Source organism: Vibrio sp. 9-16B-A1, from assembly GCF_056726165.1.
Genome location: NZ_JBSDZD010000013.1, coordinates 37,856 through 58,823 on the forward strand (window position 1 = coordinate 37,856; position 20,968 = coordinate 58,823).

Annotated in this window: 17 protein-coding genes and 11 tRNA genes; 8 read left to right on the forward strand and 20 right to left on the reverse strand. The window is 52.6% G+C overall.

The features are described from left to right. The 7 genes from hflK to tsaE form a co-directional block, all read right to left on the reverse strand. A complete protein-coding gene (gene hflK, locus ACVB80_RS18820; protein ID WP_481082835.1) occupies positions 1 to 1,203 on the reverse strand; it encodes an FtsH protease activity modulator HflK in 1,203 nt (400 codons plus the stop codon). A gap of 45 nt (positions 1,204 to 1,248) precedes the next feature. Next, positions 1,249 to 2,538, reverse strand: coding sequence for a ribosome rescue GTPase HflX (gene hflX, locus ACVB80_RS18825; protein WP_481082836.1), 1,290 nt, complete (start codon positions 2,536 to 2,538; stop codon positions 1,249 to 1,251). Positions 2,539 to 2,558: 20 nt separating this feature from the next. Continuing rightward, positions 2,559 to 2,825 carry an RNA chaperone Hfq gene (gene hfq / locus ACVB80_RS18830; RefSeq protein ID WP_481082837.1) on the reverse strand — a complete coding sequence of 89 codons (267 nt, stop codon included), beginning with the start codon at positions 2,823 to 2,825 and terminating at the stop codon, positions 2,559 to 2,561. A 116-nt stretch (positions 2,826 to 2,941) separates the two neighbouring features. Continuing rightward, positions 2,942 to 3,874 (reverse strand): tRNA (adenosine(37)-N6)-dimethylallyltransferase MiaA, encoded by a 933-nt coding sequence (gene miaA / locus ACVB80_RS18835; RefSeq protein WP_481082838.1) that lies wholly within the window; start codon positions 3,872 to 3,874, stop codon positions 2,942 to 2,944. Beyond that, positions 3,871 to 5,895: a DNA mismatch repair endonuclease MutL gene (gene mutL / locus ACVB80_RS18840; protein WP_481082839.1), complete on the reverse strand. Its 2,025-nt coding sequence runs from the start codon at positions 5,893 to 5,895 to the stop codon at positions 3,871 to 3,873. Before mutL ends, miaA begins: the two co-directional genes overlap by 4 nt. Then, positions 5,895 to 7,562, reverse strand: coding sequence for a LysM peptidoglycan-binding domain-containing protein (locus ACVB80_RS18845; RefSeq protein WP_481082931.1), 1,668 nt, complete (start codon positions 7,560 to 7,562; stop codon positions 5,895 to 5,897). The genes mutL and ACVB80_RS18845 overlap by 1 nt, the downstream gene beginning before the upstream one ends. A gap of 41 nt (positions 7,563 to 7,603) precedes the next feature. Further along, the gene (gene tsaE, locus ACVB80_RS18850) at positions 7,604 to 8,077 is read right to left on the reverse strand and encodes a tRNA (adenosine(37)-N6)-threonylcarbamoyltransferase complex ATPase subunit type 1 TsaE (RefSeq protein WP_481082840.1); all 474 of its coding nucleotides are present in this window, start codon (positions 8,075 to 8,077) and stop codon (positions 7,604 to 7,606) included. A gap of 195 nt (positions 8,078 to 8,272) precedes the next feature. Here tsaE and queG point away from each other — a divergent pair, with 195 nt between their 5' ends. After that, complete coding sequence (queG, locus tag ACVB80_RS18855) at positions 8,273 to 9,385, forward strand: tRNA epoxyqueuosine(34) reductase QueG (RefSeq protein WP_481082841.1); 1,113 nt, start codon at positions 8,273 to 8,275, stop codon at positions 9,383 to 9,385. Positions 9,386 to 10,000: 615 nt separating this feature from the next. Here the strand turns inward: queG and ACVB80_RS18860 are convergent. From ACVB80_RS18860 to orn, 12 genes are all read right to left on the reverse strand, one after another. Further along, a tRNA-Gly gene (locus ACVB80_RS18860) sits at positions 10,001 to 10,076 on the reverse strand. A gap of 94 nt (positions 10,077 to 10,170) precedes the next feature. After that, positions 10,171 to 10,247, reverse strand: a tRNA-Met gene (locus tag ACVB80_RS18865). Between the two features lie 40 nt (positions 10,248 to 10,287). Beyond that, a tRNA-Gly gene (locus ACVB80_RS18870) sits at positions 10,288 to 10,363 on the reverse strand. Positions 10,364 to 10,471: 108 nt separating this feature from the next. Next, positions 10,472 to 10,548: transfer RNA gene (locus tag ACVB80_RS18875), tRNA-Met, on the reverse strand. Positions 10,549 to 10,590: 42 nt separating this feature from the next. Then, positions 10,591 to 10,666: transfer RNA gene (locus ACVB80_RS18880), tRNA-Gly, on the reverse strand. A gap of 3 nt (positions 10,667 to 10,669) precedes the next feature. Beyond that, positions 10,670 to 10,746 (reverse strand) — tRNA-Met (locus ACVB80_RS18885). Between the two features lie 41 nt (positions 10,747 to 10,787). Next, a tRNA-Gly gene (locus ACVB80_RS18890) sits at positions 10,788 to 10,863 on the reverse strand. A gap of 17 nt (positions 10,864 to 10,880) precedes the next feature. After that, a tRNA-Met gene (locus tag ACVB80_RS18895) sits at positions 10,881 to 10,957 on the reverse strand. Between the two features lie 41 nt (positions 10,958 to 10,998). Next, positions 10,999 to 11,074 (reverse strand) — tRNA-Gly (locus ACVB80_RS18900). A 32-nt stretch (positions 11,075 to 11,106) separates the two neighbouring features. Beyond that, positions 11,107 to 11,183 (reverse strand) — tRNA-Met (locus ACVB80_RS18905). A 40-nt stretch (positions 11,184 to 11,223) separates the two neighbouring features. Continuing rightward, a tRNA-Gly gene (locus ACVB80_RS18910) sits at positions 11,224 to 11,299 on the reverse strand. A gap of 182 nt (positions 11,300 to 11,481) precedes the next feature. Continuing rightward, positions 11,482 to 12,027, reverse strand: a complete 546-nt coding sequence (gene orn, locus ACVB80_RS18915) for an oligoribonuclease (RefSeq protein WP_481082842.1) — start codon at positions 12,025 to 12,027, stop codon at positions 11,482 to 11,484. Between the two features lie 118 nt (positions 12,028 to 12,145). Here orn and rsgA point away from each other — a divergent pair, with 118 nt between their 5' ends. The 3 genes from rsgA (at position 12,146) to ACVB80_RS18930 (ending at position 15,962) form a co-directional block, all read left to right on the forward strand. Beyond that, the gene (gene rsgA, locus ACVB80_RS18920) at positions 12,146 to 13,204 is read left to right on the forward strand and encodes a small ribosomal subunit biogenesis GTPase RsgA (RefSeq protein ID WP_481082843.1); all 1,059 of its coding nucleotides are present in this window, start codon (positions 12,146 to 12,148) and stop codon (positions 13,202 to 13,204) included. 101 nt (positions 13,205 to 13,305) lie between these two features. Beyond that, positions 13,306 to 14,169: an archaetidylserine decarboxylase gene (asd, locus tag ACVB80_RS18925; RefSeq protein ID WP_481082844.1), complete on the forward strand. Its 864-nt coding sequence runs from the start codon at positions 13,306 to 13,308 to the stop codon at positions 14,167 to 14,169. 377 nt (positions 14,170 to 14,546) lie between these two features. After that, positions 14,547 to 15,962 carry an SLC13 family permease gene (locus ACVB80_RS18930; protein ID WP_481082845.1) on the forward strand — a complete coding sequence of 472 codons (1,416 nt, stop codon included), beginning with the start codon at positions 14,547 to 14,549 and terminating at the stop codon, positions 15,960 to 15,962. Between the two features lie 198 nt (positions 15,963 to 16,160). Here ACVB80_RS18930 and epmA read toward each other — a convergent pair whose 3' ends face one another. Further along, positions 16,161 to 17,132, reverse strand: coding sequence for an elongation factor P--(R)-beta-lysine ligase (epmA, locus tag ACVB80_RS18935; RefSeq protein ID WP_481082846.1), 972 nt, complete (start codon positions 17,130 to 17,132; stop codon positions 16,161 to 16,163). Between the two features lie 393 nt (positions 17,133 to 17,525). On the opposite strand from epmA, the gene frdA reads away from it, so the two are divergent. From frdA to frdD, 4 genes are read left to right on the forward strand one after another with little or no spacing between them, the layout of a single operon-like run. Beyond that, complete coding sequence (gene frdA, locus ACVB80_RS18940; protein WP_481082847.1) at positions 17,526 to 19,352, forward strand: fumarate reductase (quinol) flavoprotein subunit; 1,827 nt, start codon at positions 17,526 to 17,528, stop codon at positions 19,350 to 19,352. Next, the gene (locus tag ACVB80_RS18945; RefSeq protein ID WP_481082848.1) at positions 19,352 to 20,092 is read left to right on the forward strand and encodes a succinate dehydrogenase/fumarate reductase iron-sulfur subunit; all 741 of its coding nucleotides are present in this window, start codon (positions 19,352 to 19,354) and stop codon (positions 20,090 to 20,092) included. Before frdA ends, ACVB80_RS18945 begins: the two co-directional genes overlap by 1 nt. 2 nt (positions 20,093 to 20,094) lie before the next feature. Further along, positions 20,095 to 20,478: a fumarate reductase subunit FrdC gene (gene frdC / locus ACVB80_RS18950; RefSeq protein ID WP_481082849.1), complete on the forward strand. Its 384-nt coding sequence runs from the start codon at positions 20,095 to 20,097 to the stop codon at positions 20,476 to 20,478. An 11-nt stretch (positions 20,479 to 20,489) separates the two neighbouring features. Beyond that, positions 20,490 to 20,852 carry a fumarate reductase subunit FrdD gene (frdD, locus tag ACVB80_RS18955; protein WP_481082850.1) on the forward strand — a complete coding sequence of 121 codons (363 nt, stop codon included), beginning with the start codon at positions 20,490 to 20,492 and terminating at the stop codon, positions 20,850 to 20,852. Positions 20,853 to 20,968 lie beyond the last annotated feature (116 nt).

Sequence of the window (20,968 nt, forward strand, 5' to 3'; positions counted from 1 at the left end):
TTAATATCTCCCTTGACGTGAGCTAGTGGTACGAGACGACGAACTGGCTGGTGCGTCAGTACGCTCAGATTCCAGTTCAATCTTATCGTAAGCCGAAGTTGACTTGGTCTTACGCTTGGTCTGGCCCTCGTCACCCTGACCGGCCAGTTTATCGATCGGCAGGTACAGCAGGTTACCGCTTGAGTCCGAATCCACCAGCACTTTAGAAGTCGATGAGTAGACTTCCTGCATGGTATCGATGTACAGACGGTTACGCGTTACTTCCGGCGCCGCCTGGTATTCCGGCAGCAGTTTCTCGAACTGCGCTACCTGACCCAGTGCTTCGTTAACCGTGCGCTCAGAGTAACCCAGAGCTTCTTTCTTCAGACGCTCAGCACGACCGGTCGCTTTTGGCAGAATTTCGTTTTTGTACGCTTCCGCTTCACGGATGAAACGCTCTTCATCCTCTCGCGCTGCGATAGCGTCATCGAACGCATCTTTTACCTGCTCCGGCGGACGGGCAGACTGGAAGTTGACGTCAACGATCGCGATACCCATGTCGTAGTTATCAATGATCTTGTTCAGTTCTTCCTGAGTTGACTGACGGATCTGCTGACGACCACTGGTCAGAATGCTGTCCATCAGCGAGTCACCGATAACCGCACGAAGCGCAGAGTCCGTAGCCTGACGCAGACTGTCGTCAGCGTTAGTCACACGGTACAGGTACTTGTATGGGTCAGACACGCGGTACTGAACACCCATTTCCACCGTTACTACGTTCTCGTCTTTGGTCAGCATCAGACCAGACGCCCGCAGCGAACGGATCGCCTGAACATTTACCGTTTGGTAAGTATCGATAAAGCGCGGATGCCAGTTCAGGCCCGGAGCTTCAATGCGATCGAACTTACCTAAGCGCAGAACTACGCCACGCTCGGCTTCCCCAACGGTATAGAAACCGGAGAATACCCAGATAGCGATAGCCACAACGGCAATCAGCCCAACACCGATAGCGCCGCCGCCACCGAATGAAGGCGCAGATCCTCCGCCACGCTTGCCAAACTTTCCACCCAGCTTCTGACTCAGCTTATTAAATACTTCGTCCAGGTCTGGCGGTCCTTGTTCACGACCTCCAGGTCGCTGGCCATTTCCGCGATCATTGTTACCCCAGGGGTCGTTATCGCGGCCATTATTGCCGTTGTTATTACCAGGCTCATTCCACGCCATTAGAAAGCTCCATCATTTAATATGACGTTATACTGTAGCAGTCCTTTAAGTAACTATAAAGTCACCCAAAACTGCCCCTTCTCTTTTTTCCAGTCTAGACCAATCGACCTGCTGCATGCGAATGTCGATGAGTAAGTTGCCTTCCTGATCATATTCTTCACGTTGAATACACTTCATCTGGAAAAAAGTGCTGCGGAAGCGCCCCTGAAACTGTGGCGGGATCTTCAGGCTAAATTGCACCATCTGACTCGCCAGCCGTTTGGTCAGGGCCTCAAACAGCAAATCTATCCCCAGGCCTTCCATCGCGGATACCCATACCCGCTGTGGCACACCCTCATCATCGTATTCGATACGGGGTTTCTGGCCTTCAAGATTGTCGATCTTGTTCATGACGATGAGACCAGGAACTTCATGGGCGTCGATCTCTTCCAGAACTATATCAACAGCCTGAATGTTCTCACGAAAGCGCTCATCACTGGCATCAACAACATGTAACAAAATGTCAGCTTCCTGGGTTTCCTGTAACGTGGCTTTAAATGCCGCGACCAGGTCATGGGGAAGATGACGGATAAAACCTACGGTATCGGCCAGAATTGCCGGGCCAACATCGTCGAGTTCAATTTTACGCAGGGTTGGATCCAGGGTTGCAAACAGCTGATCCGCGGCATAAACCCCGGCTTCAGTGATGCGGTTAAACAGGGTCGATTTACCGGCGTTGGTATACCCTACCAGTGAGATCGTCGGGATCTCTGCCCGGTTACGGGCACGGCGGCCTTGCTCACGCTGTTTGGCGACTTTCTCCAGTCGGCGCAAGATAGCTTTGATCCTATCACGCAGCAGTCGGCGGTCCGTTTCCAACTGAGTTTCACCCGGGCCACGTAAGCCGATCCCGCCTTTTTGCCGCTCAAGGTGCGTCCAGCCACGGATCAACCGGGTAGAGATATGACGCAGCTGCGCCAGCTCGACCTGAAGTTTACCTTCGTGGGTACGTGCGCGTTGGGCAAAAATATCGAGGATCAAACCGGTGCGGTCGATAACACGACACTTAACCAGCTTTTCGAGGTTACGTTCCTGGGCAGGAGAGAGGGAGTGATTGAAAATCACCAAATCAGCACCGGTCATCTGCACCGCCTGGGCGATTTCCTGTGCTTTACCCTCTCCGACGTAGTATTTCGGGTGAGGAGACTGACGGCTGCCGGTGATCACCTGCAGCGTATCAGTCCCCGAAGAAGATACCAGCATCTCAAATTCAGCCAGATCTTCCCACTCACCTTCTTGCGTGAAGTTGATATGAACAAGTACCGCCTGTTCACCGGCTTCATAACGGTCAAACAAGCACTTAACTCCTTGTTATATTAATCTTCAGATTTATCCTGTGGACGATCTGATGGTGCGCGGTCGCTGTTGCTGTGGTGAGTGACTGCACGTGCAGGTACCACAGTAGAAATCGCGTGCTTGTACACCATCTGATTAACGGTGTTTTTCAGCAGGATCACGAACTGATCAAATGACTCAATTTGACCTTGCAGCTTAATGCCGTTCACAAGGTAGATAGAAACTGGCACACGCTCACGACGTAGCGCATTCAGAAATGGGTCTTGTAGAGACTGCCCCTTAGCCATTTTATTTTCCTTATTGATTTGTAGTTTTAGTATTATTTAGCCTTTTCCGGGAGCTGTTGTTTGCATCCGAGCTAAACGAAAAGCGCGCAAAAACGATTGCATTATACACAGGTTCCTCACTCTGATGCTATGGCATCGGAGAGAGTTTTTACAGCCTGGTCAATGTTCTCGCTATCCAACCAAGTTAAATCATCCCAGCTGCGCAACCAGGTGATTTGTCGCTTGGCTAACTGACGGGTTGCACAGATACCGCGGAAAACCGCGTCATCCAGTGTGCAATTCCCATCCAAATAGTCCCACATCTGTCGGTAACCTACGCAACGGATCGATGGCAGTTCAGGGTGAAGATCGTCTCTGGCGTATAACGCCCTGACTTCATCTTCAAACCCGGCGGCGATCATCTTGTCAAATCGCAGCTCAATCCGACGATGGAGCTCAGCCCTTTCCCTGGGAGCTATTGCAAATTGCTTAACCCGATACGGCAGAGGCTCACCCTGCTGCTGGGTTAATTCTGTTAAAGTTTTACCCGAAATCCGGAAAACTTCCAATGCCCTGGACAATCTTTGTGGATCATTCGGGTGGATTCTTTCCGCAGAGACAGGATCAATCGCTTTGAGCTGATCGTGCATCATTGCCCAGCCCTGCGTCAATGCTTCCTGTTCGATCTGCTGGCGAATTTTGGGATCTGCCGCAGGCAATGGAGATAAACCCTGCAGCAAAGCCTTGTAATAGAGCATCGTACCGCCAACCAGCAGCGGGATTTTCCCCTGAGCGGTGATCTCATCCATCTCACGCAGCGCATCACGACGGAAGTCTGCAGCCGAGTAAGATTCGGCCGGATCCAGAATGTCGATCAGGCGGTGCGGAGCCAGCGCCAGTTCGTCAGCATCGGGTTTGGCGGTACCAATATCCATGCCTTTATAGATCAGGGCAGAGTCCACACTGATGATCTCTACCGGGTACTTTTGGCGCAGTCTGATGGCTAAATCCGTTTTGCCCGATGCGGTCGGCCCCATTAAAAACAGTGCCAGAGGTTTTTGATCATTCATAATTTAAAGTTCGCAATCGTGGCAGAAAAATCTACAGGCTGAACCAGCAACCTGTCTTCCATTGGCAGCGAGCCCTGCCAGAGCTGCTCAATTTCAGCGAGCAGCTGCAGCGCTTCGGAATGAGTATAGTGGCTTTTCACCGCACTCACCCGGGCCGACAACCATTGGGAAATCTCTTCGGCAGAGGCCTGCTCTGCCTTTTGGGCCAGGTAAGATAACAGATCCGGCAGCAGATTTTGTAAATTTTGCTGGCGAAGCGGCCCTGGTACACCCATCACCATTACGGCATCCTGCCCTTTCGGACGCAACTGGATACCCAGTTGAGACCAGAGGGACTGATAAAGGTTCAGCTGTTCCAGCAGCTCAGGCTCCAGTTTCATCGACAGCGGCACCAGCAATGGCTGGGCTTTCAGCCCTCCCCGGCTGCTGTCAAGCTGCGCCAGGGTTCGATACCATTCGGCGCGGGCCAAATCCATCAGTATGTATCCGGTGCCGCTCTGCATCAGCAGGTAACGTTCACTGACCACTCCAAGGGTTTTGCCAGGCTGGGCGGCAGCCACTGGTGAAGATGGCTGAAGTGCCGCTGGCGGTACCTCCGGGGTTTTCAAAAGCTCAGCATAAGCCTGCACTTCTGCTTTGGCCGGTGAGGATGGCATTTCCCGCGCCTGTTTTGGCTTTGGTGCGGAGTCACGCCACTGCTGACGCTCCGGAACTTCACGCGCTGCCGAGCCACTGCGCACATTGCTGAAGCCATTATCAGGATGGCTGTCGCGATAACTGCCCTGGTGACTGTCTCGCGGATAAGCAGCAGGCTGCCTTTCTGCTACTCCGGAATCAAATGCTGCCCGCCCGGTATCAAACCCTGCCGGTGCAGAAGGCGCGGTATCAGCCTTATTCGGGTAAACCGGGTTATCGGCTATCGTCTGCAGGGCGCGCTGCTGAGGCTGGAACTGTGGCTGATGCTCTGACTGAGGCGGGGCATCATGATAGGCACTCTCGCGCACCTCTGCCGGGACAATATCCGCTCCCTGAGCCAGCGCATCGCTGAGCGCCTGATAGATAAAGTCGTGCACCAGTCTTGCCTGATGGAAACGCACTTCGTGCTTGGCAGGGTGTACGTTGACATCCACCTGATGCGGGTCAATCTCAATAAACAGCACATAAGTTGCGAACTGATCCGGACGCAGGCTGGATTCGTAGCTCTGACGGATGGCATGGTTGATCAGCTTGTCGCGCATCATACGGCCGTTCACGTAGCAGTACTGCAAATCGCTCTGCTGACGCGCCCCATCCGGGGTGGTGATCCAGCCGTGAAGCTTAAGCTCATGATGCTCCAGCTCGATCTTCAGCATGTGGCGGACAAACCCAGCCCCGCATACTGCGGCAATGCGGGCTTCATGCTGCCGGTCCGTTTTGGCTGCACGGTACTGGCGTATCATCTTGCCGTTATGACGCAGATTGATGGTGACATCAAAGCGGCTCAGTGCTATTCGCTTAAGCAGCTCATCAATATGCGAAAACTCGGTTTTCTCGGTACGCAGGAACTTGCGCCGGGCCGGGGTATTGAAAAACAGGTCCAGTACTTCAATCGAAGTGCCCACCGGATGGGCAGCAGGCTGGAGTTTGACTTCCATATCCCGCCCTTCTGCGTAGGCAGACCAGGCCTGATCCTGAGCAGCCGGACGTGAGGTCAGGGTAAGACGGGAAACCGAGCTGATACTCGCCAGCGCTTCCCCGCGAAAGCCGAGGCTGACGATCGCCTCAAGGTCGTCCAGTGTGTGGATCTTCGAGGTAGCATGACGGCTCAGCGCCAGGCCAAGCTCATCTTTGGCGATACCTTTACCGTTATCACGTACCCGGATCAGCTTGGCGCCACCTTTTTCGATATCGATATCAATCCGGGTCGCGCCTGCATCCAGGCTGTTTTCCACCAGCTCTTTGACTACCGATGCCGGCCGCTCAACCACTTCGCCAGCAGCAATCTGGTTAGCAAGGCGGGCGGGCAGAATTTTTATCGTCATCAGTTCCCCGGAATGATCAGTACCTGACCCACCGCAAGCTGGTCAGATTTAAGATTATTGGCTTTACGCAGTGACGCTATGGTCACATCGTAGCGGGTAGCAATTTTACCCAGGTACTCACCGCGCTGAACTTTATGCTTCACCGATACCGGCGTGTTATCTGCCACGCGGATCTTCAGCGTCTGACCGACTTTCAGGGTATCGGATTTCAGCCCGTTCTCGCGGCGAATAGCACTGACCGACACCTTATACCGGGACGCAATCTTACCCAGGTACTCCCCCGGACGAACCTTGTGACTCACCAGTTTGGTCCGGTTAGCGGCGACCTGCGGCACAGGAGAAGCTCCGCCCGGGATCATCAGTACCTGGCCAACTGCCAGACTGTCACTTTTCAGCTTGTTGGCAGAACGGATACGATCCACACTGACACCATATTTGGCCGCGATCTTACCAAGGAACTCACCGCGTTTAACGGTGTGTTTGATCTGCTTGTTGCGGTTGGCGAACAGGGTACCTTCCGGCGGGTTTTCCTCGAAATAGTCAACAATCGCTTTGCTCAGGGCATTCGCCAGCTTTTGCTGGTGAGAGCGCTGGAACAGCAGTTTTTCTTCAGTCGGGTTAGAGATGAATCCGGTTTCCACCAGTACCGATGGAATGTCCGGAGATTTCAGTACCGCCAGACTGGCGTGCACCGGCTTGCTCTTGTGCAGCCGGGTTACCTTACCCATTTCTCCGAGAATATTATGCGCGACCTTATAGCCCTCTTTCTGTGAGTGGCTGAACTTGAGATCCAGCAGGGTCTGGCTCAGGTTACGGTCACTGTTGTGCTTGGAGAGCACCTCTCCGGCACCACCGAGCAGTTCAGACTGCTCTTCGTGTTTTTCAACCCAGCGGGCAATCTCACTGTTAGCGCGACGGGTGTTAAGTACAAACACCGAACCACCACGCGGCTGAGGCGAAGTAAAGGCGTCCGCATGGACCGAAACCAACAGGTGTGCTTTGTGTTTACGGGCGATCTCAGAACGTTTATTGAGATTCACATAGTAGTCACCGGTACGGGTCAGTACGGCTTTGATCCCCGGAATACGGTTAAGATCCGCAGCCAGTTTTTGGGATACCCGCAGGGTGGTGTGCTTCTCATATTTCTTCGACGGACCGATAGATCCCGGATCCTCACCACCATGGCCCGGGTCAATCGCAATCACGATATCGGCGTTACCGACAAACTGAGACGCATCTTTACTGACCGCTGCAGGCTTTTTGGCCGGGACAAGCGGGTTATTGCCACTTTTGGCTGAATGAGGAAGATCGATCACCAGCCGGTGACCGTACTGACCACCCGGGGTCGGCGCCAGCTTAAACAGCTGTGGTACCGAGGACTTCTTCAGCTCAAACACCAGCCGGTAAGTCGACTTTTGCGGCGGCGTGCTTTTGCGCACTTTACTGAGCACCGGAGAATCAGTGACAGTGAGGGGCAGTTTGGTTTTCAGGCTGGTCTGTTTAAGATCCACCACCAGACGATCAGGGCCGCTGAGACGGAAATAGCTGTACTCTGCCTCTGACTGCAGATCAATAACTACCCTGGTCTCTTCTGGTGAAGGCCAGACCCGAATCCCCTTCAGTGCATTAGCCTGAACCTGAAAAGTGGCCAGCAACAGCAATGCCATCGCCAGCAGCCACTTATGAAGGAGTACTACTCGCTTATAACTCAACACAACTCCAGCTTCTTAAGCAAACTCAATCCATATTCCGTGTTAGCACGCAGCTGCACCGTACGCTGCTCACCCTGATAGCGCATCTCGATATCAAGATCAGGCTCAGGCAACAGGCCTGCACCTTTTTCCGGCCACTCCACCAGGCAGATAGCATCCGGGGTAAAATAGTCACGGATACCCATAAACTCCAGCTCTTCCGGATCCGCCAGGCGGTACAGGTCAAAGTGGTATACCTGCCAGTCGGCTAACTGGTAAGGCTCTACAAGAGTATAGGTCGGACTTTTGACATTTCCGCTGTGGCCCAGCGCACGGACAAAACCGCGACTGAAAGTCGTTTTACCCGCACCCAGATCACCGTGCAGATAAATCGTGGTCTGCTGGCTGCAGGCGTTCGCCAGCCGGGTGCCAAGTTCTACGGTAGCGTGTTCATCTTTCAGGGTGACAGGGTTGGAACTAACTGGCTGCATATACTCGTCGACAAATAAATCAAAAGAACAGGAATAGTAAACTGTGAGGGATCCTGGAAACAAGATCTTCTCTGTTAAAAATGGGTCACAGGCATCACTTCAGGCGTTATTCGGCCTGCTTTTCGCTGCAGATCCGGATTGTATTTCTGCCCGGATCAGTTAGAATCATCGCCCATTTTTCACTCAGTGGCCGTTATGGACTACCAGGAACTCGTCAACAAGATCGCCCTTTGGGGCCAGGAGCTCGGTTTTCAGCAGGTTGGCATCAGCGATATCGACCTCAGTAAACACGAAGCGCCCCTGCAGGCCTGGCTGGACGCCGGCTATCACGGTGAGATGGACTGGATGGCCCGCCACGGCATGATGCGTGCCCGTCCTGATGAGCTGCTGCCCGGTACCGTAAGGGTTATCAGTGCCCGGATGGACTACCTGCCACACAACGCCCGCTTCGCAGCGAACCTGAAAGACCCAAAGCTTGGCTATACCAGCCGTTACGCGCTGGGGCGCGATTACCATAAACTGGTGCGCAATCAGCTCAAGAAGCTGGGTCAAAAGATTGAAGCAGAAGCCGGTGCTCTTGGTTACCGTCCGTTTGTCGACTCCGCACCGATTCTGGAGCGACCGCTGGCCGAAAAAGCCGGCCTCGGCTGGATTGGCAAACACTCGCTGGTCATCAATCCTGCGGCTGGCTCATGGTTCTTCCTGGGGGAGCTGCTGATTGACCTGCCTTTACCTGTCTCTCAACCGGCAGAAAAACAGTGCGGTAAATGCAAAGCCTGTATCACCTCATGCCCCACCGGAGCGATTGTGGATGACGAAGTGGTCGATGCCCGACGGTGTATTTCTTATCTGACCATAGAGCTGGATGGCGAAATCCCTGAAGAGCTTCGCCCGCTTATCGGCAACCGTATCTACGGTTGTGATGACTGTCAGCTGGTCTGCCCGTGGAACCAGCACGCGCCTCTTTCTGAGCAGCAGGACTTCCAGCGACGTGAAAGCCTGAAGGAGATGTCACTGACTGCTCTGTTCCAATGGACAGAAGAAGAGTTTCTGGACCGGATGCAGGGCTCTGCTATTCGCCGTATTGGCCATCTTCAGTGGCTGCGTAATATTGCGGTTGCAATGGGCAATGCGCCTTACAGTGCAAAAATGGTATCCCTCCTGGAAGATAAGCTCGGCCTGGATGAAAATCTGGATATTCATATCAACTGGGCGCTGTCGAGACAGCAGGAGCAACTGCCACTGACAGACCGCAAAAAAGAACGGCTGATCCGCATTATCGAAAAAGGCCTGCCGAGAGACGCATAAGCAGGCATAACATCGGTTTCATATCACCGACGCAAAATATGACCTGTTCCGCAAAAACGATTGTATGTGGAAAAAACTCATTTCATCAGCACAAATTGCTAATAAAAGAAAAGTTAGACACAGCGTGTGTATATGACAAGGATCAATAAACAGATGGTTAATGATCTTTCCCTTTTTCCGGTCAAATTTACAAAATCAACCAAAAACCCTTTATTTACAAGGCTCTATGAGTTTGTAACTCATATTCTGTATCAATGGAATCAGGCAAGGATCCTTTCTCAGGCATTGCCACGCCTTGCAAAGAACAAATTATCAACCAAGTTATCCACAGAACGCCGTATGTGGATAAGTCTGTTAACGAATGAGATGAAATGACTCAGCGCCCAATATGTATCGAGCATATCAGGTGGAAAACCCTGACCGGTTCTGGTCACTGAAAACTGAGATTTTGTTGAAACAAAAAAAATCACCCGATAATGGGTGGCTTTCTGTTTTTTCAGGGATGATGCTTCACAGCATTATAAAGAGCGGTGTGTCCACTTTAAAAGAAAAGTGGAGAGACGCGGCCGTCAAACTACACGAGGTTTCTCGTATGGTACGGTCAGGTCTTGAAATTGGAGCGACACACGAGGTTCGAACTCGTGACCTCAACCTTGGCAAGGTTGCGCTCTACCAACTGAGCTAGTGTCGCATTTGGTTGCGGGAGCCGGGTTTGTACCGGACGGCGCATCCGTCGACGGCCTGAGGGTTATGATATTGAAACCACCCAAACTATCGTTTTAATTTGGTTGCGGGAGCCGGATTTGAACCGACGACCTTCGGGTTATGAGCCCGACGAGCTACCAGGCTGCTCCATCCCGCGTCCGTATTTCATCGTTGAGCACGATGACAACTATAAAATTTGGAGCGACACACGAGGTTCGAACTCGTGACCTCAACCTTGGCAAGGTTGCGCTCTACCAACTGAGCTAGTGTCGCATTTCTCATAAGAGAATTGGTTGCGGGAACCGGGTTTGTACCGGGCGGCGCATCCGTCGACGACTTGAGGGTTATGATATTTAAACCACCCAAACTATCGTTTTAATTTGGTTGCGGGAGCCGGATTTGAACCGACGACCTTCGGGTTATGAGCCCGACGAGCTACCAGGCTGCTCCATCCCGCGTCCATAATCATCACTCAAAGCATGATGAGAGCTTTCAAATTTTGGAGCGACACACGAGGTTCGAACTCGTGACCTCAACCTTGGCAAGGTTGCGCTCTACCAACTGAGCTAGTGTCGCATTTGGTTGCGGGAGCCGGATTTGAACCGACGACCTTCGGGTTATGAGCCCGACGAGCTACCAGGCTGCTCCATCCCGCGTCCATAATCATCATTCAAAGCATGATGAAAGCTTATAAAATTGGAGCGACACACGAGGTTCGAACTCGTGACCTCAACCTTGGCAAGGTTGCGCTCTACCAACTGAGCTAGTGTCGCATTTCTCATAAGAGAATTGGTTGCGGGAGCCGGATTTGAACCGACGACCTTCGGGTTATGAGCCCGACGAGCTACCAGGCTGCTCCATCCCGCGTCCATATTTCATCATTCAAAGCATGATGAAGCTTTTCAATTTGGAGCGACACACGAGGTTCGAACTCGTGACCTCAACCTTGGCAAGGTTGCGCTCTACCAACTGAGCTAGTGTCGCATGATTAAACGCCTGAGCGGCTAATCTTAATTTGGTTGCGGGAGCCGGATTTGAACCGACGACCTTCGGGTTATGAGCCCGACGAGCTACCAAGCTGCTCCATCCCGCGTCCGTATTTCATCGTTAAGTACGATGACAACTATAAAATCTGGAGCGACACACGAGGTTCGAACTCGTGACCTCAACCTTGGCAAGGTTGCGCTCTACCAACTGAGCTAGTGTCGCATTCACAACGTTTCCGTCGTTCAGGGCTGCGAATTATAAGAGCATTTTTTTGTGATGCAAGTCCTTATCTCAAAAAAAGCCAAAATTTCTTTTAATTGGATAAAAACAAATCAATCTGCTCAATGCGTTAGCAGGATAACCGCCTGAAACAAGCGGTTACCGTTCAGAAAGGGCCTGACAGGTTAAATCGTAAACACTCGCTGGCGGTAAAACTGCAGTTCAGCAATAGATTCGCGAATATCGTCCAGCGCCAGGTGAGTACCCTGCTTGGAGAACTGGGTCAGCAGTTCCGGGTTCCAGCGGCGAACCAGCTCTTTGAGGGTGCTGACATCAATCACGCGGTAGTGAAAGTACTGATCCAGCTCAGGCATGTGCTTATTCAGGAAGCGGCGGTCCTGACCTACGCTGTTACCACAGATTGGCGATGCGCCTTTCGGTACCCACTTTTCCAGAAACTCGATGGTCTGTTCTACCGCCTGCTGCTCAGTCACACTACTGCGCTGAACGCGCTCGACCAGACCGCTTGCGGTATGAGTTGTGGTGCACCATTCATCCATCTTATCCAGCTCATCCTGTGGTTGGTGGATGGCGAGAACCGGCCCTTCAGCGAGAACATTCAGTTCGCTATCGGTAACAATGGTAGCGATTTCAATGATCTTATGTGTTTCCGGGTTTAATCCGGTCATCTCCAAATCTATCCAGATAAGGTTTTTATCGCTGAATGACATAGATGAATTGCCTATTTTGCTGCTAAAAGAGGTATCATACCCTGCTGTAAACGAAATCCAACTGCATAAGTGCATTTCTTAGCAAATAAAGAAATCTTAGCAAATAAAGAAAAAAATCGTGGCGAAAAAGAAAAAACTGACCAAAGGTCAGGTACGACGCGTTCGTAGCAATCAAAACAAACGTCTGCAAAAAGACGCGGCCGTCCAGTGGGACGAAAACATGCTGGGCGAAGCGAAGAAAGGCCTGGTCATCACCCGCTTTGGTCAACACGCAGATGTCGAAGATCTGGAAACCGGTGAGATCCAGCGCTGTAACCTGCGCCGGGGTATCGAGAGCCTGGTCTCCGGAGATCGCGTAGTTTGGCGCGCCGGACTGGAGTCTATGGCCGGGATATCAGGCGTAGTGGAAGCGGTTGAGCCGCGCCACTCTATGCTGACCCGTCCTGATTACTACGACGGAATTAAGCCGGTTGCTGCGAATGTCGACCAGATGGTAATCGTCTCGTCGGTGCTGCCTGAGCTGTCACTGAACATCATTGACCGCTACCTGGTTGCTTCTGAAACGCTGAGCATCGCGCCACTTATCGTACTGAACAAGATTGACCTGCTCAGCGCGGAAGAGATCGCGACTTACAAAGAGTGGCTGAGCGAATACGAGCGCATCGGCTACAAAGTCGTACTGGTAAGTAAAGAGAGCGGTGAAGGCATTGAAGCACTGGAAGCCGAGCTTAAAGACAGAATCAATATCTTTGTCGGCCAGTCAGGTGTGGGCAAGTCCAGCCTGGTGAATGCCCTGATGCCGGAAGTCGCCGCAGAAGAAGGCGCGGTGTCTGAGAACTCAGGTCTCGGCCAGCACACTACCACTGCTGCCAGACTGTACCACTTTCCTAATGGCGGCGACCTTATCGACTCACCGGGAGTGCGCGAGTTTGGTCTGTGGCACCTGGAGGCGGATGAGGTCACCGAAGCCTTTGTTGAGTTCCGCCCTTATCTTGGCGGATGTAAGTTCCGTGACTGTAAACACGGCGACGATCCGGGCTGTATCCTGCGTGAAGCGGTAGAGAAAGGCGAGATTAGTGAAGTTCGCTTTGAGAACTATCACAAAATCATCGAAAGCATGTCCGAGAACAAGGCCAACCGCCAGTTCTCACGCAATAAGAAAGCGGATTTGTCCTGATTAGTGCGCACTTAGTCCTGTGTTGACTGTAAAACAGCTGACAAGCTAAGTGAGATTCAGTACCATTCCGCGCCGAAATGTTAAGCAAATTGGAAACCAAGGTGTTAGATAAAATTAAAGTGGGTCTGCAATACTGGATCCCCCAACATGGATTAACCCGTCTGGTCGGTAAGTTCGCCAGTGCTCAGGCAGGCAGTGTCACTACCGCTGTAATTCGTTGGTTTATCAAGCAGTACAAGGTAAACATGGATGAAGCGCTGCACAGCGATCCGGCGCACTTCAAAACCTTTAACGAGTTTTTTGTCCGTGAGCTGAAAGAAGGCGCACGCCCGGTAGCTGAAGGTGAGGAAGTGATTACTCACCCGGCTGATGCCTGCGTAAGCCAGTTCGGCCCGCTGGAAAATGGCCAGCTGATCCAGGCCAAAGGCCACACATACTCTGCTCAGGAACTGCTGGGCGGCAGCGCTGAACTGGCAGAAGAGTTTATGGGCGGCGAGTTTGCCACTCTGTACCTCTCTCCGCGCGATTACCACCGGGTACACATGCCGTGTGACGGCACCCTGCGTAAGATGATCTACGTGCCGGGCGACCTGTTCTCAGTAAACCCGCTGACCGCAGAGAATGTGCCTAACCTGTTCGCGCGCAACGAGCGCGTAGTGTGTATCTTCGATACCGAATTTGGCCCCATGGCACAGGTTCTGGTTGGCGCGACCATCGTCGGCAGCATTGAGCTTATCTGGGCTGGCACCGTCACCCCACCACGCGGCAACACCGTCTACACCTGGGATTACCCGGCAGAAGGCGCCAAGTCTGTCGTGCTGAAAAAAGGTGAAGAGATGGGCCGCTTTAAACTGGGCTCAACGGTTATCAACCTGTTCGCCAAAGACGCAGTCCGCTTCGACGACAGCATGGCACTGAACCAGCCAACGGTAATGGGCACGCCATACGCGCATAAGCAGGGCTAACCTGACCGCAATAACGGGATATGGAAGAGCAGGTATTAGTTTATCTGCTCTTTTTTTGTTTCCGGGCTCTGGGCTCTGGGCTCTGGGCTCTGGGCTCTGGGCTCTGGGCTCTGGGCTCTGGGCTCTGGGCTCTGCAAGCAAAGTGCCTTACTCAAGTCTCACAGCAAACACCAGAGTTTCGTTTTTCCACTGCACTTATCGCGCTCTCTCCCAGGGCCTCGCGCCCAGAGCCCAGCGCCTTTTACCTTTTTTGACCAAAAACAAACTCCGTAACATTAACCCACTCTTTTTAATAAAAATCTCGTTCTGATCGAAGCGCATTTCCAGCGGCTTAAGTATGCTGGTGATTCAATAAGCAATTTGCAGGATGCGTGTTTATGCCGAAACAAAATCTGGGGACCCTGATCAAACTGCTGGTCTGTTTCGGGCTGCCCATGGCGGTTCTTTTAATGCCGATTGACTGGATACCGATCGACGATCTGACCCTGATTCAGCACAGGTTACTGGCAATCTTTCTGCTTGCAGCGCTGCTGTGGGTTCTGGAACCGGTGCCGGTGTTTGCGACCTCAATACTGATCATTGCGCTCGAACTGGTGATGATCTCCAACAAAGGATTGCATCTGTTCCGCTCCCCGCCTGAAGGGCATGACATGGGGATATTGATCAACTATACCGACATTTTCAGCGCTTTCTCCTCTCCGATCATTATCCTGTTTATGGGTGGTTTCGCCCTAGCCATTGCCGCTTCCAAATACGAGCTCGACAATAACCTTGCTCGGGTGCTGCTCAAACCATTTGGCAAGCAGCCTAAGTTTATTATGCTGGGCCTGATGCTGATCACCGCGGTGTTCTCGATGTTTATGTCCAATACCGCCACCACAGTGATGATGCTGGCGCTGCTGGGACCTATCGTCGCCTCTGCACCAAGAGGCGACCTTGGGATCAAGGCGCTGGTACTGTGTATCCCAATCGCGGCCAATACCGGTGGTATCGCCACCCCAATAGGTACCCCGCCCAATGCCATCGCGCTTCAATATCTGACCGGTGAGAACAGCATCGACTTTCTGAGCTGGATGATGATGGGTCTGCCGTTTGTGATCATTCAGCTCACCATCGCCTGGTTCCTGCTGCAGAAGCTGTTTCCGTCCTCCCAGGATGAGATGACACTTAAGCTCAACGGCAAATTTAAGAAAAGCTGGCGGGCGATGGTGGTTTACGCCACCTTTGCTGCGACAATCCTGCTGTGGATGACCACCAAACTGCACGGCATGAACACTTATGTAGTCTCTATTATCCCGCTGGCGGTGTTCACCCTGACCGGGATCATGGGCAAAGAAGAGCTGAAACAGATCAACTGGGATGTGTTATGGCTGGTCGCCGGTGGTATCGCGATTGGTATCGCACTGGATAAGACCGGGCTTGCCAAAGCGCTGGCCCACGCCATCGACTATGAATCCCTCTCACCGGTCGCGGTAGTGATCGCCCTGTCTCTGGTGTGCTGGCTGATGGCCAACTTTATGTCCAACACCGCAACAGCAAACTTACTGATGCCGATTGCCGCCGCGATCGGTACCTCGATGCAGAGCCTGTCGGCTGTCGGTGGTATTCAGGGCCTGCTGGTTGTGGTCGCCTTCTCAGCTTCACTGGGTATGATCCTGCCGGTTTCCACCCCGCCAAACTCACTGGCCTACTCGACCGGACTTATCGAAAGCAAAGATATGGCGAAGACGGGGGTCATTATCGGGGTAATTGGGTTGGCCATTGTTTATTTGGCGATGATGGTTTTGACTTAGGAAAAGCGGGGCTATGGTCCTGTGGTCCTGTGGTCCTGTGGTCCTGGTGGAGCATAGAACCTGCAGGGCCAGAAGCCAGCCCCACAAACTCATAGAGTCATAGAGCCATAGAACCATAGAACCATAGAACCATAGAACCATAGAACCATAGAACCATAGAACCATAGAACCATAGAACCATAGAACCATAGAACCATTCTAAGCCCTTGGAAACGCAAATGCCGTCACCTGGTCAATATGGTCGCAGCCCAGCGACAACATTATCAGCCGGTCGATGCCAAGCGCGACACCGGCGCAGGCTGGCAGGCCATGGCGCAGGGCTTCGATCAGGTGATGATCGATCGGCATCTGCTGCAGGCCCATTTTTTCACGCTGGACGTTATCAGCTTCAAAGCGGGCCAGCTGCTCTTCGGCGTTATCCAGCTCATGGAAACCGTTGGCAAGCTCAATGCCTTTGAAGTAGACCTCAAACCGGTCTGCCACCCTCGGGTCCTGCTGATTAATCTTCGCCAGCGCCGCCTGACTGGCCGGGAAGTCATACACAAACGCCGGTACCTGCTGGCCGATTTTGACTTCCACGCCCACACTGAACAGTAACTGCAGCAGGGTATCGCGGTCTTCTTCCGGCTCTGCGATATCACTCAGGCCCAGTTTTGCCGCAGCCTGCTTCAGCTCACTCATCGGTGCTTCCAGCGGGCAAACGCCCAGCACGTCAATAAACGCCTGCTGATAGGTCATCCGCTCTGCCTGGCCACACTTCAGGGTCAGTTGCAGCAGATCATCCATCTCATCCATCAGTCTGTGATGATCAAAGCCCACCCGGTACCACTCCAGCATGGTGAACTCCGGGTTATGGTGACGGCCGTTTTCTTCGTTACGGAAAGCTTTGTTTATCTGGTAGATACAACCGCTGCCCGCAGCCAGCAGCCGCTTCATGTGAAACTCAGGGCTGGTCATCAGATGCAGGGACTGCCCTTTTGCATAGCCCGGGCCTACAAAATGGGTCTCAAACGTATGCAGATGAATATCGGTTACCGTGGCATGGCTCATGGCCGGGGTATCCACCTCCAGCACATTACGCTGCATAAAAAAGTCACGGATCTTCGCGATTAACTGAGCGCGCTCTCGCAGCTTGGCGACAGGTGCACTGGGTTGCCAGTCAGCAGTCATTGTTTGCTCCAACAGATGATGTTCATTCAGGGCGTCAGGATACAACAGATTTATAGATCTCACTTATATCCATGGCACATTAAATACACCGCAACCAGAGGCTGTTACTTAACTGTAATGTATGGTTTTTGCGGGAATCATAGTATGCCAAAAGGGTACGTGACTTTCCTCACACATAGCCAAATTTGTTATGCCTGAAAGTGCATTACCGGAGCAAAAACCTAAGTACATCAATTTTTTTGATACCCCCCTCACCTACACTAACCACAGGAATCCAAAGTTAATTATTACAATCCCAGGCACAAGGAAACGGCCACATACGCCCAACGGGTAAACCGCAGGGCGGTTATGTGTGCCGTTTTTATATTGCCTATAACACACTGGAGGATAACTGTGCAGACTATCACCACAGATATCGCAGTCATCGGCGCAGGCGGCGCCGGTCTTCGTACTGCCATCGCCGCAGCTGAGGCAAACCCGGACATGGAAATCGCACTGATTTCCAAAGTCTACCCAATGCGTTCTCACACCGTTGCGGCGGAAGGCGGCTCTGCTGCTGTGATCAAGGACGAAGACAGCCTGGATAACCACTTCAACGATACTGTTGGCGGTGGTGACTGGCTATGTGAACAGGATGTTGTTGAGTACTTTGTAGAAAACGCGACCCGTGAGATGACCCAGCTTGAACAGTGGGGCTGTCCATGGAGCCGTAAAGAGAATGGTGAAGTTAACGTTCGTCGCTTTGGCGGTATGAAAGTTGAGCGTACCTGGTTTGCCGCGGATAAAACCGGCTTCCACATGCTGCACACCCTTTTCCAGACCTCAATTAAATACGATCAAATCAAACGCTTTGACGAATACTTCGTAGTTGACCTGCTGGTTGATGACGGCGAAGTGCAGGGTCTGGTTGCGATCCACATGGCTGAAGGTGAACTGGTTACCATTAAAGCCAAGTCTGTTGTACTGGCGACCGGTGGTGCGGGCCGTGTTTACCACACCAACACCAACGGCGGTATCGTAACCGGTGATGGTATGGCGATGGCTTACCGTCACGGCGTTCCGCTGCGTGACATGGAGTTCGTTCAGTACCACCCAACCGGCCTGCCGGGCACGGGTATCCTGATGACCGAAGGTTGTCGTGGTGAGGGCGGTATTATCGTCAACAAGAACGGCTACCGTTACCTGCAGGATTACGGCATGGGCCCGGAAACTCCGGTTGGCCAGCCGAAAAACAAATACATGGAACTGGGTCCGCGTGACAAAGTTTCTCAGGCGTTCTGGCACGAGCAGCAGAAAGGCAACACCATCAAGCACCCTCTGGGTGACGTGGTACACCTGGATCTTCGCCACCTGGGTGAAGAGTATCTGCACGAGCGTCTGCCGTTTATCTGTGAGCTGGCCAAAGCTTACGTAAACGTTGACCCGGCGAAAGAGCCGATCCCTATCCGTCCAACCGTACACTACACCATGGGTGGTATCGAAACCGACAAGCATAACGAAACCAAAATCAAAGGTCTGTTTGCAGTTGGTGAGTGTTCTTCTGTTGGTCTGCACGGTGCGAACCGTCTGGGTTCTAACTCTCTTGCTGAGCTGGTGGTATTTGGCCGCGTAGCCGGTGAAGGTGCGGTGAAACGCGCTGAAGAATTCAAAGGCTGGAATGATAAAGCGATCGACGCACAGGTTGCTGAAATCCAGGCCCGTATCGAAGCCCTGCTGAACCAGGAAGGCGACGAGAACTGGGCTGATATCCGTACTGAAATGGGTAATGCCATGGAAGCGGGTTGTGGTATCTACCGTCAGGAAGACCTGATGCAGGCGACTGTCGACAAGCTGGCTGAACTGAAAGAGCGTTACAAGCGCATCAGCGTGAAAGACAAAGGTAAAGTGTTCAACACTGACCTGCTGTACGCGATTGAAATCGGTTACGGCCTGGAAGTGGCAGAAGCGATGGCTCACTCAGCTATCCTGCGTCGCGAATCCCGTGGTGCCCACCAGCGTCTTGACGATGGCTGCACCGAGCGTGATGACGTGAACTTCCTGAAGCACTCTCTGGCTTACTACAACAAAGATGCGGCTCCGACCATCGACTACAGTGATGTCACCATCACCAAGTCTCAGCCAAAAGCCCGTCTGTACGGTGAAGCAGCAGAGAAAGCAGCAGCTGAAGAAGCAGCGAAAGCAGCTGCAGACAAAGATGGCGCAGAAGAGGAGAAGGCATAATGGCGGCGAACCGTATTCAAAAAGTCGATATTCTGCGTTACGACCCGGAAAAAGACGCAGAACCGTATTTCCAGACTTTCGAGGTTCCGTTTGACGAAACCATGTCTGTTCTGGATGCACTGGGCTACATCAAAGACAACCTGGACAAAGACCTGGCTTACCGCTGGTCATGTCGTATGGCTATCTGTGGTTCGTGCGGCATCATGGTTAACAAGGTGCCAAAACTGGCGTGTAAAACCTTCCTGCGTGACTACCCGGACGGCCTGAAAATCGAAGCGCTGGCGAACTTCCCGATCGAAAAAGACCTGATCGTAGACATGACGCCGTTTATCGAGCGCCTGGAAGCGATCAAGCCTTACATCATCGGTAACGACCGCAAGCCAGAAGACGGCCCGAACCTGCAGACTCCTGAGCAGATGGCAAAATACAAGCAGTTTGCCAACTGTATCAACTGTGGTCTGTGTTACGCGGCGTGTCCTCAGTTCGGCCTGAACCCTGAGTTCATCGGCCCGGCAGCACTGACCCTTGCTTACCGCTACAACCTGGACAGCCGTGACGCTGGTCAGGCAGAGCGTATGAAGCTGATCAACGGTGAAAACGGCGCATGGGGCTGTACCTTTGTGGGTTACTGCTCAGAAGTGTGTCCGAAGAGCGTTGACCCGGCAGGTGCTGTTAACCAGGGTAAAGTTGAGTCTTCCAAAGACTTCGTTATCGCCATGCTGAAACCTCAGGAGGCTTAAGGATGAGTAACCGTAAACCTTATGTTCGTGAAGTAAAACGTACCTGGTGGAAAGATCATCCTTTCTACCGCTTCTACATGCTGCGTGAAGCAACGGTATTGCCGCTGATCCTGTTCACCCTGTTCGTCACCATCGGTCTGGGCAGTCTGGTGAAAGGTCCGGAAGCCTGGCAGGGCTGGCTGGAGTTCATGGCAAACCCAATCGTGGTAGCGATCAACATCGTTGCCCTGGCGGGCAGCCTGTTCCACGCGCAGACTTTCTTCAGCATGTTCCCGCAGGTTATGCCTGTGCGCCTGAAGGGCAAACCAGTCGACACTAAAGTGATCGTTCTGGCCCAATGGGCAGCAGTTGCGGCGATCTCGCTAATCGTACTAATCGTGGTTTAAGGAGACTGAAGATGGTTAATCGCAATCCAAAACGTTCTGACGAGCCGGTATGGTGGGGACTGTTTGGTGCCGGCGGCAGCTGGTTTGCCATGCTGACTCCTGTGACCATTCTGGTTCTGGGCATCCTGGTACCAATGGGCATCATCGGTGAAGAAGCGATGAGCTACGAGCGCGTATCTGGTTTTGTAACCAGCATTATCGGCGCCCTGTTCATCATCGCGACTATTGCCCTGCCAATGTGGCACGCAATGCACCGCCTGCACCACGGCATGCACGACCTGAAAATCCACACCGGCGTAGTCGGCAAAATCGTCTGCTACGGCATCGCAACGATTTTCTCAGCGCTGGCTGTTGTGTTTGTGTTTATGGTGTAAATAGAAGGCGCTGGGTACTGGGCTCTGGGCGCTAGGTGGTGCTTGTGATTAGTATCCAGGTCTAAACTAAGAAGCTGCGTAAGTTACGCAGCTTTTTTGTATCTGGCCTAAGAGCT

What these genes read in the sequence shown, in the direction of transcription:
- frdC (WP_481082849.1), top strand. Translation starts at nt 20,095, where the DNA reads ATGAGTAACCGTAAACCTTATGTTCGTGAAGTAAAACGTACCTGGTGG.
- ACVB80_RS18845 (WP_481082931.1), bottom strand. Translation starts at nt 7,562, where the DNA reads ATGGCATTGCTGTTGCTGGCCACTTTTCAGGTTCAGGCTAATGCACTG.
- ACVB80_RS18930 (WP_481082845.1), top strand. Translation starts at nt 14,547, where the DNA reads ATGCCGAAACAAAATCTGGGGACCCTGATCAAACTGCTGGTCTGTTTC.
- tsaE (WP_481082840.1), bottom strand. Translation starts at nt 8,077, where the DNA reads ATGCAGCCAGTTAGTTCCAACCCTGTCACCCTGAAAGATGAACACGCT.
- frdD (WP_481082850.1), top strand. Translation starts at nt 20,490, where the DNA reads ATGGTTAATCGCAATCCAAAACGTTCTGACGAGCCGGTATGGTGGGGA.
- mutL (WP_481082839.1), bottom strand. Translation starts at nt 5,895, where the DNA reads ATGACGATAAAAATTCTGCCCGCCCGCCTTGCTAACCAGATTGCTGCT.
- ACVB80_RS18945 (WP_481082848.1), top strand. Translation starts at nt 19,352, where the DNA reads ATGGCGGCGAACCGTATTCAAAAAGTCGATATTCTGCGTTACGACCCG.
- orn (WP_481082842.1), bottom strand. Translation starts at nt 12,027, where the DNA reads ATGTCATTCAGCGATAAAAACCTTATCTGGATAGATTTGGAGATGACC.
- epmA (WP_481082846.1), bottom strand. Translation starts at nt 17,132, where the DNA reads ATGACTGCTGACTGGCAACCCAGTGCACCTGTCGCCAAGCTGCGAGAG.
- queG (WP_481082841.1), top strand. Translation starts at nt 8,273, where the DNA reads ATGGACTACCAGGAACTCGTCAACAAGATCGCCCTTTGGGGCCAGGAG.
- hflK (WP_481082835.1), bottom strand. Translation starts at nt 1,203, where the DNA reads ATGGCGTGGAATGAGCCTGGTAATAACAACGGCAATAATGGCCGCGAT.
- miaA (WP_481082838.1), bottom strand. Translation starts at nt 3,874, where the DNA reads ATGAATGATCAAAAACCTCTGGCACTGTTTTTAATGGGGCCGACCGCA.
- hfq (WP_481082837.1), bottom strand. Translation starts at nt 2,825, where the DNA reads ATGGCTAAGGGGCAGTCTCTACAAGACCCATTTCTGAATGCGCTACGT.